The sequence below is a fragment of the Oricola sp. genome (genome assembly GCF_965230365.1).
In the GTDB taxonomy this organism is placed as follows: domain Bacteria; phylum Pseudomonadota; class Alphaproteobacteria; order Rhizobiales; family Rhizobiaceae; genus Oricola.
Window position 1 is genome coordinate 1,796,754 of record NZ_OZ246003.1, and the last position, 13,514, is coordinate 1,810,267.

The following is a 13,514-nucleotide window of genomic DNA, read 5'->3' on the forward strand; positions in this document are numbered from 1 at the left end:
GGAGAAACCGGAGATATCTAAATGTTCAAGTCACTGAAACTTGTGCTGGCGGCGACGCTCGGCATGGGGGTCGTAGCCGGTGCAGCGCAGGCGGCGGAATGGAAGTTCAACAATGGGTTGCCGGAAGGCCGCAACGAATCCAAGCAACTGGACATGTTTGCCGCCGAGGTCACCGAGGCGACCGGGCGCAGCCTGAAGATCGACGTGTTTCATGGCGGGTCGCTCAACTTGAAGAACAACGACGTGGTGCGCTGGTTGCCGCGCGGCGCTGTCGAAATGGGCCTCGTCTGGGCCAACTATCTCGGCCGCGATGCGCCGGCGCTGAACGCCGTGCTCATCCAGGGATCGGTGGGAAGCCCGGAAGAACTGATCAAGGTCTTGCCGGAAATCCAGACCATCTATGAGGAAGAGCTAGCCGAGTGGGGCATCGTGCCGACGGGTTTCATGGCGCTGCCGCTGCTCAAGGCGTCGATCTTCTGCCGCGAGGAGCCGGTGCGGACGCTTGATGATCTGCGCAAAAAGAAGCTGCGCGTCTGGAGCAACGACCAGGTCGAGACCTTCGCCAATCTCGGCGTCGCAGCGCAGATCGTCGGCCAGACCGACCTCTACGTCGCGCTGCAGACCGGTGTCGTCGACTGCGCTGTCTACCCGGCGCTGTTTGCTCACACTATCTCGCTGCAGGAAGTGACGAAATACGCTTCCTACCTCTATCCGGTTGCGGGCGTGCCTTATGTGCTCGGCGCCAACAAGGCGGCATGGGAAGGGCTGAGCGACGCCGAGCGCGAAGCCGTGTCGGCGGCTGCGGCCAATGTCTGGGCGCGGACCAACGAATACTCCAAGGCCGAGGAGAACGAGCAGGCGGCGCGCGCCAAGCTGGCCGAACAGGGCGTCGAGTTCCTGGACGACTTCTCCGACGAGGATCGCGCATCCTTCCTCGATGCGGCATCCGACACTTGGGCGAAACTGGCGGCTGAAGCCGGCGGCAAGGCGCCCGAGTACCGGAAGCGTATTCTCGACGTGCTGGGGCGCTAGGCTTGGCCACCACCGGAGCTGATCGAGGCGGCGCGGTTGCCCGCGCCGCCGACCGGTGGCTGACGCCGGTCTTCACCGGTCTTGCCGTTCTGGCGGCGCTCGCCGGCGGCGCGATTGTCGTGCTGATTGGCGCGAGCGTCGCCATGCGGCATGCGGTGAATGCGCCGTTTCGCTTTACCGAGGAACTGGTCGGCCTGTTGATGACGGCGGCATTCTTTCTGGCGCTGCCGCTGGTGACTCTCAGGGCGGAGCATGTGCGCGTGCACCTCATCGTCGGCCAATTGCCGCCCGCCGCTGCGCGTGTCGTCGCGTTCGCAGCCGGAGCTTTCGGCATCGTCTTCTGCCTGTGGTACTTCTATCTGTGCCTGCCGTGGTTCGAGTTCGCCTTCCAGCGCAATATCAAGACCGAGGTGGCTCGGCTGTTGATGTATCCGTGGATGGCGGTCATTCCCGTGTCTCTGCTGCTGACGTCGCTTGCATTCGCGGTTCGCGCCGTTGCCGGCGAGCCGCCAACCAAAGCGAACGGCTAGTCCGCGGCGCTTCAACCGGAATCTCTGATGACAACGTTTTGGGGCATACTGATTGTCGGGCTGACTTTGCTCGCCGGTTCAGGTCTCGCGCTCGGTGCCGCACTGGGCCTGACCGGTTTTCTGATCTTGCAATTCACCTCCGGCGCGACCTTCGTTGCCGTTGATGCCGTCTGGAACGTGCTGAACTCGTTTACGCTGAGCGCGATCCCACTGTTCATCATCCTGGGCGAAATCATGCTGCGCAGCGGGGTCAGCGAGAAAATCTACAATGCATTGGCGCCTGTCTTTCAACGTGTTCCCGGCGGGCTTCTGCACACCAACGTAGCGGTTTGCACGTTGTTCGGTGCGGTCAGCGGGTCGAGCCTGTCCACTGCGGCGGCGGTCGGTTCGGTCGCCTATCCGGAGATGACGGCGCGCGGCTATGACCGCAAGATGGTCGTAGCATCGCTGGCCGGCGGCGGCACGCTCGGCCTCCTGATCCCGCCATCGCTGTCGCTACTGATCTACGGGGCGCTCACCGAAACCTCCATCGGGCAGCTTTTCATGGCGGGCGTCGTGCCCGGCCTGATGTTCGCCGCGTTGTTCATGATCTACATCCTGATCCGCTGCATCGGCCGGCCGGACCTGACACCCGCCAGTCGCGAGCGCATGGCGCTCATTCCAATCCTGCTCAATGTTGCGGGCCTGTGGCCCTTCGTGCTGCTGATCGTTGCAATCATGGGATCGATCGCCTTCGGCATCGCCACACCGACGGAAGCGGCGGGGATCGGTGTGCTGGCGACGATTGTCGTCGGCCGGTTGTGGGGAACGCTGACCGTCCGCAAGCTCCTGGAAAGCGTCTACCGGGCAATGCTGCTCTACGCGTCGATCGCCTTCGTCGTCATGGGCGCGACTATCCTGGCGCAGGCCGTTAGCCTGCTCGGCGTGCCACAGGCGATCCTGGAGACGGTGCGCGGCTCCGAACTCGGTCCAATCGCGGTGCTGGCGCTGGTGGTTCTCGTTTATCTGGTACTCGGCTGTTTCTTCGACGGTCTGTCGCTGATGATCATGACGCTGCCGATCGTCGTGCCGCTGATGACCGGCCTCGGCTATGATGCCGTGTGGCTGGGTGTCATCATCACGATCATGATCGAGATCGGACAGGTCACGCCGCCGGTCGGGCTCAACCTGTCGGTGCTGGTATCGGTGACCAAGGAAGAGGTGCGCCTTGGTGAGGCCGCGCGCGCGACCATGCCCTACTGGTTGTTGCTATTGTTCGGCGTTGCCATTTTGACGGCGTTTCCGGGGATCGCGCTCACCTTGCCGGGTCTCGTGATGTGACGATTACTCTGGTGGGTACCAGTATTGGGCCTCGTCGGCGCCCTTGCGGATAACCACGAAGTTGTTGGCAAACACACGGTAAGGAGCCGACCATTCGCCATCGGGCCATTGTACGCGGATCTCGGCGCGTTCAGCGACACCGGTCCCGACATGGATGAAACCCGATGCACCCGAAGCATGGCCACCGCCCACTCGCACCTTGCGGGTGCGCGTCTCGTTGCCGGACTTGACCAAGACCGTTGCACCGATGGCGTTTCGATTGGCGCCTTTCTGGGCGAGTTCGATTTCCAGCCAGTTGCCCATCGGCCGTATGCCGTCCGCAGTTCGGCCGCCGGTATTGCGGAACAGGCTCACCGGTTCCTCGCGGTTGACGACTGCCAGATCGAGCATGCCGTCCATATTGAAATCCGCCGCGACCGCGCCGCGGCCACGCCTTGCCAGCGCGATGCCGGCCAGATCGCCGGCTTCGACGAATGTGCCGTCGTGCTTTCCGAGCAGCAGGTTATCCGGGTCGAAGGCGGCGAAATCCGGCATCTGCTCGACATTGCCCTTGGCGATGAAGAGGTCGAGACGCCCGTCATTGTTGAAATCGGCGAACTCCGCATGCCAGCCGGTCGAGGGCTTCAAGTCCTCGCCGGTATAGGGGCGGTGTGCCGTCGCGCCGTTTTCAAAAGCGATGTCGCGATAGACGGGCCGGTCGTGTTCGGCCTCGTCATCGAGGGTCTGCAGCTTTGTGTCGCCCATCGAAGTCAGGGCGTATTCAGGATATCCGTCGGCATTCAGATCGGCTTCCGCGATGCCCATGCCCCAGATCTGGACCCGCCGCCAGCCGTCGGCGGTGCGGTAGGGGCGGGGCAGGCGGCCCGGAGAGACACGCCACAACTGCTCTTCGCCCTCGCGGTAGTACTGGCGGTCATTGGTGATGCGCAGCGCAGGTTCGCCGGAACGGTTCCAGTCTGTGAACAGCATCGACAGCGCGCAATGGCCGGGGCTGAGCGCGACCGGCTCCGAATAGTCCGGCGCATCGGTCTGTCCCAGCGGGCGCAACAGCACGTTGTCGTGGCAGGTGCCCCAGGGCGAACCAGGTGCGGAGCGGTCGACATAGTTGCCGAAGGCCAGCGTCGGGAAGGGCAGGCCCGGTTCGTGGGTAGCCGCGAAGGCGGTCGACCATGCGCGACCGCCGTCGAAGCCGAACAGCCGGTTGGCGTCGGTGAAGGTGCAGTCCGGCCCGCCCTTGAGCAGGACATTCTCGCCGACCCGCAGCACGACGAGGTCGCGGTGGCCGTCATTGTCGATATCGACGGGATAAAGACCGGTGGTGCGGGTGGCGCTCGAAGCGGGCAGAGCAGTCGACTTCTCTTCGAAGCGCAACGCGCCGCCAGTGGCGCTGCGATTGACGTAGAGCCTGGCCGGACTGGTGCCGCCCGCCACGGCAAGGTCCGGCAGGCGGTCGCCATTGCAGTCGAACGCGGCAGCACCGCCACCGACGAAGTGCTCCCACGGGCCGGCATATTGATGGTTGATCCCGGCTTCGGCCGCCTGCTCGACCATCGTGGGCACGTCCATGACCGGCTCGGCCCAAACCGCGCCCGTCAGAGTGGTGCCGGCGAGGGCGGCGGTGAGCGTCTTCAAGAACGTCATTTGGAAATCACCAGTGTCTTGAGGAATGCGATCAGGTCGCTGCGTTCGCTTTCGCCGAGCGCGAGATAGGCCTCGCGCGCGGGGCGCGAATCACCTCCATGGGCGCGGATGATGCCGTCCAGCGTCGTGAAATCGCCGCGGTGACCATAGGGCGCTGTCGAGGCAATCCCCCACAGCTCCGCGGTCTGAAAGACATTGCGTTCTACGAACCGCTGCCCGAGCAGTTCGTTGCCGAGGGCTGAAACCTTGCGGTCGGCCATGACATGGCGCTTCAGGTCGGCGAACAGCGGCACCAGATAATCGCCGTCCTCGTTTCGCTCGAGCGTCTCCGCCCATTTGAGCAGGCCGAGATCGTAGGAGAGGCCGACTGCTTCGCCCGACCGCAATGTGCCGGCCGCGTCCAGCGGTCCGGGATCCGCGAAGACCAGGCTTTTCAGCGGCAGCGCGCGGCGGTGGCACGCGGCGCATCCGGCGTCATCGAACAGATCGCTGCCGCGTGCGGCGGCTTGTGTCCAGCTTTCGTCGAGTGGCGTCATGACATCCGGCAGCGGCAGCGTCGCCTGCCAGGCAACGAGCGCAGAGACGTCGCCTGCGGTCAGTTCCGCGGCGTGACCATCGGCGTCGAAATCTTTCTCGCCGGTCCAACGCGGCCCGAACCGCTCTTCGGCCTGCATGCCGTGATGGTGGTTTGCCGCGTTGATCGTGAACTGCCGCAACGAGGTCATCACGCCCTTCTGGCTGAACGGGCGGACTACCAGATCGGTGTCCACGCCCTCGATGCCGCTCAGATCGACGATGCCGTCGGGCAGGGCGGTGATAGCGCCGAACCGAACGCCCTTGCTGACAAGCTCTGCTTTTACCGGTGCGCCAGAGCCGCGCGCATCACGCAATGCGGCGCTGCGGATCGCCGCCAGATCGGCGGTCATCTCGCGGGCCAGCAGTTCCACAAGACCCGCGCCCATCAGGTGGTTGGTGTTGCGCTCGTTGGAAAACTGAGGATCGGTCGTGTCGAAGTCGGAATTGGTGAAACCCTCGGACACGAACACATTGACCGAGAAGTCGCCGGCGCCGCCCATCACCGGATCGTTGTGACAACTGGCGCAGGCGTTCGCATCAAGGCCGGCGGTACGGTGAAACTCGCTGGCCGGCGGCCGTTTCCGCTTGGTCGGAATGATCGCCTGGGTGGCCATCGGCCGGCCGACGCCGTCGAGTTCGGTGAACCGCGCGCCGAAGAGCGCTTCGCCGCGAGCGATGAATTCCAGGAGGGCTTCGCGGTCGAGCGTTCCGGCGAACTCGCCTTCGGCGATGTGATCCTTGATCGCCCGTTCTGCCCAGGGCGTGTCGCCGGCAGCGAGCGGCAAGGTGGAAGCTGTCAACGCGGCGGCGACAACGGCGGCGAAGTACGGTCTTCTCATGCGTTGGCGATCCCGATTGTTTCGCCGATCCGCTCGGCGTGGTCTGTGTCTATTTCGGCCAGCGCGCCGATGCCGCAGCCTTCCAGGATCAGCGGCATGACATTGGGAAACCGGTCGATCGGAATGGTCTCGGCGTTGACTGCGTTGGAATCGCGCAGCGTGCGCCGCAGGGCCGGTTCCATCAGGTCGAACGCCTTGGCGCCATGGCCGACAAAGGCGACGCGGAACGGATCGACCAGTGCAAAAATGCCCGCAAGGCCGGAACCCAGAGCGCGTCCTGCGGCTTCGAAGGTCTCGATGGCTCTCTGGTCGCCGGCGCGCGCTGCCGTCGCGATAGTCTCGACTTCCTCGCGATCGACGGGAGATGCGGGTGGCGCGGCATGATGCTCGCCGCGGTAACGCCGGATGATCGCATAGTCGCCGGCATAGGCCTCGACGCAGCCCCGCGATCCGCAACGGCACAAATCGCCATCGACGGCGTGAACCATGTGGCCGAATTCGGTTCCTGACGATCGAGTTCCATTGATGACCTGGCCGCGCAGGAACAGCCCCATGCCGACGCCATGGGCAAGCAGGATGGCAGCGAAATTCGTCTTGTAACGTTCGGGTTCGCGCCAGTTGAGCGCCTTGGCAATCAGGTCGCAGTCGTTAGACAGGCGAACCGGCACCTGAAACTCGGTTTCCAGCCACTCGCCAATCGGGACGTCCTTTAAAGGCGTGATAGGCGACCACAACATGCGCGTGCCGCCGATATCCGTGGTGCCCTGCACGGCGACGGCGATATGGGCGAGACGGTCTTCGTCCAGTCCTGCGGCTTTTCGCGCGGCCCGGATGTGTTCGCTAAGCGTCGCACGAAATGTCTCACGGTCCACCGATGCCATATCGAACGCATGTTCCTCGCGGACGACCAGATCGCCGGCGTAGTCGGCCACGGCAACGGTGATCGCGCCGATCTTCAGGATCAGCAGGATGGCATGGCGGAAATCGGGGTTCATGCGCAGCGCGATGCTCGGCCGGCCGCGCCCTGCCGGTGCGGTATTCTCGCCGCCGCCGGAAATCAACACGCCCTCTGCGATCAGCCCGTTGGTGATCGTCGAAACCGTGGCCGGGCTCAGTTCGGCCTTCTGCGCGATCTCACTGCGGCTGATGGCACCGGACCGGCGCGCAACCTGAAGTATCGTCAATCTGTTTCGCCGACGCATGTCGTCGGAACGAAGTACCATCGTCATCGATTCAGGACCGCCTCCTCCACGTTCCCCTAGGTCGCCTTCCCGACAGATACCAAAAAGACTAACGATATCCCTAATTATCACGGTTTTCGGCCGACCGTTTACATGTTGACATGCAACAACATTTGAGTCACGATTTTTTTCGAGGCTTGAATTAAAGCCTCCTGAATTGGAGCGGCGGTGTTGCCGCTTCATTGTCATGGCTGCATTTCGGTGCACTGGGAGGATACATCATGAAGAAGATTCTGGGCGCGGTCCTGGCGGGCGCTGTCGCGTCTTCCGCATTCATGTCCGTTGCGACGGCACAAGACATCACGGTCGGCGTGAGCTGGTCGAATTTCCAGGAAGAGCGTTGGAAAACCGATGAGGCGGCGATGAAATCGGCGCTTGAAGCCGGTGGTGCTGCCTACATTTCGACCGACGCTCAGTCGTCGTCGGCCAAGCAGCTTGCCGATGTCGAAAGCTTGATGGCGCAGGGCGTCGACGCCCTGATCGTGCTGGCGCAAGACTCCGAGGCAATTATCCCGGCCGTTCAGGCTGCTGCCGACGAGGGCGTTCCGGTCATCGCCTATGACCGCCTGATCGAGGATCCGCGCGCCTTCTACCTGACCTTCGACAATGTCGAGGTCGGCCGCATGCAGGCACGGGCCGTTCTGGCCGCACAGCCGGAAGGCAACTACGTCATGATCAAGGGCTCGTCGGCCGATCCGAACGCCGACTTCCTTCGTGGCGGCCAGCAGGAAGTGCTGCAGGACGCAATCGACGCCGGCAAGATCAAGATCGTCGGCGAAGCCTACACCGATGGCTGGCTTCCGGCCAATGCACAGCGCAACATGGAGCAGATCCTGACGGCCAATGACAACAATGTCGATGCCGTGGTTGCTTCCAACGACGGAACCGCAGGCGGCGTCGTCGCGGCGCTGACCGCGCAGGGCATGGAAGGTCTTCCGGTGTCCGGTCAGGACGGCGACCATGCGGCGCTCAATCGCGTCGCCAAGGGCACGCAGACCGTGTCCGTTTGGAAGGACGCCCGCGAGCTGGGCAAGGCGGCAGGCAGCATTGCCGTCGCGCTCGCCAAGGGCACCGCGATGGGTGATGTCGATGGCGCGATCATGTTCAATACGCCCGGTGGCAACGACATGAACGCCGTGCTGCTGGCGCCGGTGCCGGTCACCAAGGACAATCTGGACGCCGTTGTCGACGCCGGCTGGATTTCCAAGGAAGCGCTCTGCCAGGGCGTCTCCGGCGGCCCGTCGCCCTGTAACTGATCATCCAATTCTGTTACAAAACCCAACTATCGCGTCCCCATCCTCAGGGGTGGGGACGCGTTCGCGATTAGCATCGAAAAGAGTTCGCGATGACTGACAGCAGCAATCCGACCATCGATCCCAACCGAAACCTCTTCGCGACACTCGAACTGGATACGCGCCTTCTCGGCATGATCGGCGCTTTCCTGGTCATCTGCGTGGTGTTCCAGGTCTGGACGGGGATCAACACACAACTGCTCGGCGGAGCGATGTCCTACAATCCGGTGTCATGGATCACCGAGGGACGGTTTCTGACCCCACGCAACATCTTCAATCTGACGATCCAGACGGTCAGCGTCGCCATCATGGCGACCGGCATGGTTTTCGTGATTGTCACCCGGAACATCGACCTCAGCGTCGGTTCGCTGCTGGCGACCTGCAGCGCCGTCATGGCGATGATGCAGACGGTTGTCGCGCCGGGCTGGCAAGTAGCGGGGGGGCAGGAATTCGGATTGGGGCTTGAACTGGGACATCCGGCTATCGCGCCGCTGGCGATCGGCGCCGGTCTTGTCACCGGTTTGGCGATCGGCGCATTGCATGGCTGGTTGATCGGTTACCTGACCATTCCAGCGTTCATCGTCACGCTCGGTGGCCTGTTCGTCTGGCGCAACGTCGCCTGGCACCTGTCCGGCGGCCAGACAGTTGGCCCGCTTGACGCCAACTTCCAGCTTTTCGGCGGCATCAACGGCACGCTTGGCGAGACCTGGTCGTGGATGTTCGGGCTGCTCGCCGTCGCTGTCGCGCTTTATGGATTGTTCAGCGCGCGACACACCAAGATCGCGCATGAATTCCCGGTCAAGCCGATGTGGGCCGAACTCACGCTGGGCGGCATCGTCGCGGTCGCTATTCTCGGTTTCGTCGCCATCCTGAACGCCTACCAGGTCCCGTTGGGCCGGCTGCGGCGCGAATTCGAGGCACGCGGCGAGATTTTGCCTGAGGGCTACTCACAGGGATACGGCCTTCCGATCTCGGTGCTGGTGCTGATCGTTGTCGCCGTGGTCATGACGGTCATCGCGCGGCGCACCCGGCTCGGTCGCTACATTTTTGCAACCGGCGGCAATCCGGAAGCGGCGCAGCTCGCCGGCATCAACACGCGGGCGCTGATCGTCAAGATCTTCATGATTGTCGGGGTGTTGTGCGCTATTTCGGCGGTCGTCGCCTCGGCGCGCCAGACATTCCACTCCAACGACATCGGCACGCTCGACGAATTGCGGGTCATCGCGGCTGCGGTGATCGGCGGCACGGCATTGTCCGGCGGTGTCGGCACCATCTACGGCGCGATCCTCGGCGCGCTTATCATGCAGTCACTGCAGTCGGGCATGGCGATGGTCGGCGTTGATGCTCCCTACCAGAACATCGTGGTCGGCGTCGTTCTGGTTCTCGCCGTCTATGTCGACATTATCTACCGCAAGCGGACGGGGAGCTAGGTCATGACAGATACGATTGACAGATCGGGCACCCCGCTCATCGAGATGCGCGACATGCAGAAGTCGTTCGGCGGCATCCGAGCCGTCGACCATGTGACGATCGATCTTTATCCCGGCGAAGTGGTCGGCGTGCTGGGGCACAATGGCGCCGGCAAGTCGGTGCTGATGAAGATGCTGTCGGGCGCATTGCCGCGCGATGGCGGCGAGATTTACGTCAACGGCGAGTTGGCCGCGATCAACAATCCGCGTGATGCACGCAACTACAAGATCGAGACCATCTATCAGTACCTCGCGCTGGCGGACAATCTCGATGCGGCCTCCAACCTGTTTCTCGGTCGCGAACTGGTAACGTCGACCGGATTGCTCGACGACGCGCAGATGGAAGCCGAGACTCGCAAGATCATGGGTCGCCTGACACCGAATTTCCGGCGCTTCAGCACGCCGGTCGCGGGGCTGTCAGGCGGGCAGCGGCAATCGGTGGCGATTTCGCGCGCTGTCTATTTCAACGCCCAGATACTCATCATGGACGAGCCGACTGCCGCGCTAGGCGTGCAGGAGACCAAGATGGTGGCGGATCTGATCGACGAGTTGAAGAAGCAGGGGATCGGCATCCTCCTCATCGATCACGACATTCACCAGGTCAAGGCGCTGTGCGACCGGGCCTCGGTGATGAAGAACGGCAAGCTGGTCGGCACGGCCAAGGTGGACGATGTCAGTGAGGACGATCTGCTCGGCATGATTATCCTCGGCAAATGCCCGCCTGCAGCGATTCCCGGACCCGGCGCGATGTGAGCGCCGGGTAGAATCGCGTCCGAGAAAACATTCTGAGACGGCTGCGACGCTTGACCTCATGTGCTTACACGGTGCACCTATTTAGGGTGAGGTAAATGCAACGGGAATGGTCTCGTGATGGGAACTGCGCGCAAAGATATCCACAATTCAGACGTACCGGCACTTTGCAGGGCGTGCGAAGCGCGTCACAGGGGAATTTGCGGGGCGCTTGAGCCTGAGCAACTCATCAGACTGAACCGCTTCACCAAACAGCAGTCCATCGAGGCCGGCCGGGAACTTCAGCCGACAGGCGAGGAGGTTCACCGGTACTCCAACATTCTCCAGGGTGTCGTCAAACTGACCAAACTGCTGGCTGATGGCCGTCAGCAGATCGTCGGTTTGCAGTTCGCGCCGGACTTCACGGGCCGCCCGTTTCGCGAACAAAGCGAATTGATCGCTGACGCTGCCACCGATGTACGGATCTGCTCATTCCCGAAACAGGTTCTTGAGGAACTGATCGAGGAATCGCCGGAGCTGGAGCACAAGCTGCACGAGCAGGCGCTGGCCGAGCTTGACGAGGCGCGCGAATGGATGCTGACGCTCGGCCGTAAGAATGCCAGCGAGAAGGTCGCCAGTTTTCTCCACATGATCGCGTCGCATATCAATCCCGATCTCGACATGCACGAGGGGCCGGTGCGCTTCGAACTGCCGCTGAAGCGTTCCGACATTGCCGATTTCCTCGGTCTGACGATCGAAACCGTCAGTCGACAGATTACGCGGTTGCGCAAGTCCGGCGTAATCGAGGTCGAGAACAATCGCACAGTTATCGTGCCCGATATCGAGCGTCTTGAGCGCGCCTGCGAACAGGATTCCTGATAGGCGGGCCAGTTACGGGCCGGTCGCTGAAAATCCGAAAAAAGCCCCAGCGTCGCCGCTGGGGCTTTTCCTTTGGATCGGACCGGTGTTCAGACGGCTTTCGAGTAACGCACTTCGCCGGTATCGAGATAGGCGTCGAACCAGCTTGCAACGATCCGGGTGAAGGCGCGCGCCTCCGGTTTGATCGTGATGCCGATCTCGTTCGTTTCGACCAGCTTGTGCGGATCGGCGGCGGCCAAGGCACGGGCTTCGGCTTCGTATGGCCGCGCGAGGTAGCCGAACTTGTCTTCCAGGTCCGCGAAGGACAAAGCGAAATCGCACATCAATCGCTCGATGATGTGGGCGCGAACGCGGTCGTCCATGTTCAGGCGCACGCCGCGCATGCCGGCGAGATTGCCTGATTGGACCGCGTTCTCGTATTGCTTGGTTGCGACGATGTTCTGGACGTAGGACGTGCCAAAGAAGCTGATCGCCGATGCGCCGAGGCCGATGAGCGTGCGACACGCATCGGTCGTATAGCCTTGGAAATTTCGGTAGAGGCGGCCCGAGTGCGCCGCCACAGCCAGATCATCGTCGGGCAATGCGAAGTGATCGATACCGATCCGGTCGTAACCCCGGTTCGCGATCATGTCCGCTGCATAGGCGGCATGATGGAAGCGGTCGAGCGTGCCTGGCAGGTCGGCTTCGCGGATCATCGTCTGGTGCTTCTTCACCCACGGCACATGGGCGTAGCCGAACAAGGCGATCCGGTCCGGGCGCAGCGTCAACACTTGGTCGATGGTCGCTTCGAGGCGGTCGCGCGTCTGCAGCGGCAGGCCGTAGAGCGCGTCGATATTGACCGAACCGACACCGGCGCCCCGCAACGCGGCTATAACGTCGCGGGTCTGCTCGAAGGTTTGCGGCCTGTTGATAGCCTTTTGTACGGCGGAATCGAAATCCTGAACGCCGACACTGGCGCGCGTGACGCCGAGGACGGCAGCGCCGCGCAGCGTCGCTTCTGTTACGTCGGAAGGATCGAATTCAACGCTGATCTCTGTCTGGTCGGAAATATCGAAGTTTTCGCGCAACGCTTCGGAAAGCCTGTGAAAGTCTTCCTCGCACAGCATGCTTGGCGAGCCGCCGCCGAAATGCAGGTGAGCAAGCGGAAGCTTGCGCCCTGCGGTCTTTGCGACGGTTTGCATCTCGGTGATCAGCGAACCAATATAGGCCGCGACTGGCGCGTATTTTAGCGTGTGCTTCGTGTGGCAGCCGCAGAACCAGCACAGCCGGTCGCAAAACGGCACATGCACATAGAGCGAGACCGGTTCGCCGGTCTCGATGTCCAGCAAAGCCTGTTTTTCTATTCCCGCGCCGTTCAGATCGGCGAAATGCGGGGCGGTGGGATAGCTCGTATAGCGTGGCACTGCGCCGCGGTAACTCGCGAAAATCTCTTCGACGTTCATGTCAGGTGACTTGCTCAGATAAAATACATCTTGCTGAGGAGGGGGACGATGTGTTCGCGTTCGAAGGCTATATGGCGGCGCAGCCCCTCGAAGAATCCGCGCAGCATGTAGGCCAGGGTTTCGGCATTGGATGACGCCCGGTCGGTGACGAAGCGAATCAGTCCGTCGGCGACCTCATCGGCGAAGCTCTCATCTTCCCAGTGCTCGTAGCGCAATCGTTCCAACGACGACGCGAGTTTGTCGTTGCTAGCGTCGGACGCCATCAGGAGCGGAAACAGCGTCTTCTCCTCATAGGCGTGGGCATCGCGAATCATCGGCAGGATATTCTTGGCCAGGGACAGGCAAAGCTGTGTGTCTTCGACTTCCGGAAGTTCATCGGCGATCTCCTCGAGCCGCTGGCACAAGGCGAGTTGCTCGTCATGGTGCAACACAAGCCGCGCGCATACATTTCCGGCCGGGGCCACTTCGCGCGCCTGATGTAACGATATCACGTTGGATTCCGCCTGTTTTCGACTGATCATGTG

At 62.5% G+C, this 13,514-nt stretch carries 12 protein-coding genes; 7 read left to right on the forward strand and 5 right to left on the reverse strand.

Features of this window, described 5'->3' with window-relative positions:
* Nucleotides 1–21: 21 nt before the first annotated feature.
* Genes dctP through ACO06R_RS08630 form a run of 3 tightly spaced genes read left to right on the forward strand, consistent with a single transcriptional unit; the run spans nucleotide 22 to nucleotide 2,882 of the window.
* Nucleotides 22–1,032 carry a TRAP transporter substrate-binding protein DctP gene (gene dctP / locus ACO06R_RS08620; RefSeq protein ID WP_421858529.1) on the forward strand — a complete coding sequence of 337 codons (1,011 nt, stop codon included), beginning with the start codon at nucleotides 22–24 and terminating at the stop codon, nucleotides 1,030–1,032.
* A 2-nt stretch (nucleotides 1,033–1,034) separates the two neighbouring features.
* Nucleotides 1,035–1,562, forward strand: coding sequence for a TRAP transporter small permease (locus ACO06R_RS08625; RefSeq protein ID WP_421858532.1), 528 nt, complete (start codon nucleotides 1,035–1,037; stop codon nucleotides 1,560–1,562).
* Nucleotides 1,563–1,589: 27 nt separating this feature from the next.
* Complete coding sequence (locus tag ACO06R_RS08630) at nucleotides 1,590–2,882, forward strand: TRAP transporter large permease (RefSeq protein WP_421858535.1); 1,293 nt, start codon at nucleotides 1,590–1,592, stop codon at nucleotides 2,880–2,882.
* Nucleotides 2,883–2,885: 3 nt separating this feature from the next.
* Here the strand turns inward: ACO06R_RS08630 and ACO06R_RS08635 are convergent, their stop codons facing one another.
* Genes ACO06R_RS08635 through ACO06R_RS08645 form a run of 3 tightly spaced genes read right to left on the reverse strand, consistent with a single transcriptional unit; the run spans nucleotide 2,886 to nucleotide 7,167 of the window.
* Nucleotides 2,886–4,523, reverse strand: coding sequence for an FG-GAP repeat domain-containing protein (locus ACO06R_RS08635; RefSeq protein ID WP_421858539.1), 1,638 nt, complete (start codon nucleotides 4,521–4,523; stop codon nucleotides 2,886–2,888).
* On the reverse strand, nucleotides 4,520–5,938 hold the full coding sequence (locus ACO06R_RS08640) for a di-heme oxidoredictase family protein (protein ID WP_421858542.1): 1,419 nt from the start codon (nucleotides 5,936–5,938) through the stop codon (nucleotides 4,520–4,522). Before ACO06R_RS08640 ends, ACO06R_RS08635 begins: the two co-directional genes overlap by 4 nt.
* Nucleotides 5,935–7,167: an ROK family protein gene (locus ACO06R_RS08645; protein WP_421858544.1), complete on the reverse strand. Its 1,233-nt coding sequence runs from the start codon at nucleotides 7,165–7,167 to the stop codon at nucleotides 5,935–5,937. Before ACO06R_RS08645 ends, ACO06R_RS08640 begins: the two co-directional genes overlap by 4 nt.
* Nucleotides 7,168–7,400: 233 nt before the next feature.
* On the opposite strand from ACO06R_RS08645, the gene xylF reads away from it, so the two are divergent.
* The 4 genes from xylF (at nucleotide 7,401) to ACO06R_RS08665 (ending at nucleotide 11,548) form a co-directional block, all read left to right on the forward strand.
* Nucleotides 7,401–8,435, forward strand: coding sequence for a D-xylose ABC transporter substrate-binding protein (xylF, locus tag ACO06R_RS08650; protein ID WP_421858547.1), 1,035 nt, complete (start codon nucleotides 7,401–7,403; stop codon nucleotides 8,433–8,435).
* An 89-nt stretch (nucleotides 8,436–8,524) separates the two neighbouring features.
* Nucleotides 8,525–9,901 carry a sugar ABC transporter permease gene (locus ACO06R_RS08655; RefSeq protein ID WP_421858549.1) on the forward strand — a complete coding sequence of 459 codons (1,377 nt, stop codon included), beginning with the start codon at nucleotides 8,525–8,527 and terminating at the stop codon, nucleotides 9,899–9,901.
* Between the two features lie 3 nt (nucleotides 9,902–9,904).
* On the forward strand, nucleotides 9,905–10,693 hold the full coding sequence (locus ACO06R_RS08660; RefSeq protein WP_421858551.1) for an ATP-binding cassette domain-containing protein: 789 nt from the start codon (nucleotides 9,905–9,907) through the stop codon (nucleotides 10,691–10,693).
* A gap of 117 nt (nucleotides 10,694–10,810) precedes the next feature.
* Nucleotides 10,811–11,548 (forward strand): Crp/Fnr family transcriptional regulator, encoded by a 738-nt coding sequence (locus ACO06R_RS08665; protein ID WP_421859300.1) that lies wholly within the window; start codon nucleotides 10,811–10,813, stop codon nucleotides 11,546–11,548.
* 89 nt (nucleotides 11,549–11,637) lie between these two features.
* On the opposite strand, the gene hemN is transcribed toward ACO06R_RS08665, so the two are convergent.
* Together hemN and ACO06R_RS08675 are read right to left on the reverse strand one after the other, a co-directional pair.
* Complete coding sequence (gene hemN / locus ACO06R_RS08670; protein WP_421858554.1) at nucleotides 11,638–12,990, reverse strand: oxygen-independent coproporphyrinogen III oxidase; 1,353 nt, start codon at nucleotides 12,988–12,990, stop codon at nucleotides 11,638–11,640.
* A gap of 14 nt (nucleotides 12,991–13,004) precedes the next feature.
* On the reverse strand, nucleotides 13,005–13,511 hold the full coding sequence (locus tag ACO06R_RS08675) for a hemerythrin domain-containing protein (RefSeq protein WP_421858556.1): 507 nt from the start codon (nucleotides 13,509–13,511) through the stop codon (nucleotides 13,005–13,007).
* Nucleotides 13,512–13,514 lie beyond the last annotated feature (3 nt).

Bases quoted from the DNA above. Each gene is read 5' to 3' on its own strand.
- dctP (WP_421858529.1), top strand. From the start codon at position 22: ATGTTCAAGTCACTGAAACTTGTGCTGGCGGCGACGCTCGGCATGGGG.
- ACO06R_RS08630 (WP_421858535.1), top strand. From the start codon at position 1,590: ATGACAACGTTTTGGGGCATACTGATTGTCGGGCTGACTTTGCTCGCC.
- ACO06R_RS08635 (WP_421858539.1), bottom strand. From the start codon at position 4,523: ATGACGTTCTTGAAGACGCTCACCGCCGCCCTCGCCGGCACCACTCTG.
- ACO06R_RS08640 (WP_421858542.1), bottom strand. From the start codon at position 5,938: ATGAGAAGACCGTACTTCGCCGCCGTTGTCGCCGCCGCGTTGACAGCT.
- ACO06R_RS08645 (WP_421858544.1), bottom strand. From the start codon at position 7,167: ATGACGATGGTACTTCGTTCCGACGACATGCGTCGGCGAAACAGATTG.
- xylF (WP_421858547.1), top strand. From the start codon at position 7,401: ATGAAGAAGATTCTGGGCGCGGTCCTGGCGGGCGCTGTCGCGTCTTCC.
- ACO06R_RS08655 (WP_421858549.1), top strand. From the start codon at position 8,525: ATGACTGACAGCAGCAATCCGACCATCGATCCCAACCGAAACCTCTTC.
- ACO06R_RS08660 (WP_421858551.1), top strand. From the start codon at position 9,905: ATGACAGATACGATTGACAGATCGGGCACCCCGCTCATCGAGATGCGC.
- ACO06R_RS08665 (WP_421859300.1), top strand. From the start codon at position 10,811: ATGGGAACTGCGCGCAAAGATATCCACAATTCAGACGTACCGGCACTT.
- hemN (WP_421858554.1), bottom strand. From the start codon at position 12,990: ATGAACGTCGAAGAGATTTTCGCGAGTTACCGCGGCGCAGTGCCACGC.
- ACO06R_RS08675 (WP_421858556.1), bottom strand. From the start codon at position 13,511: ATGATCAGTCGAAAACAGGCGGAATCCAACGTGATATCGTTACATCAG.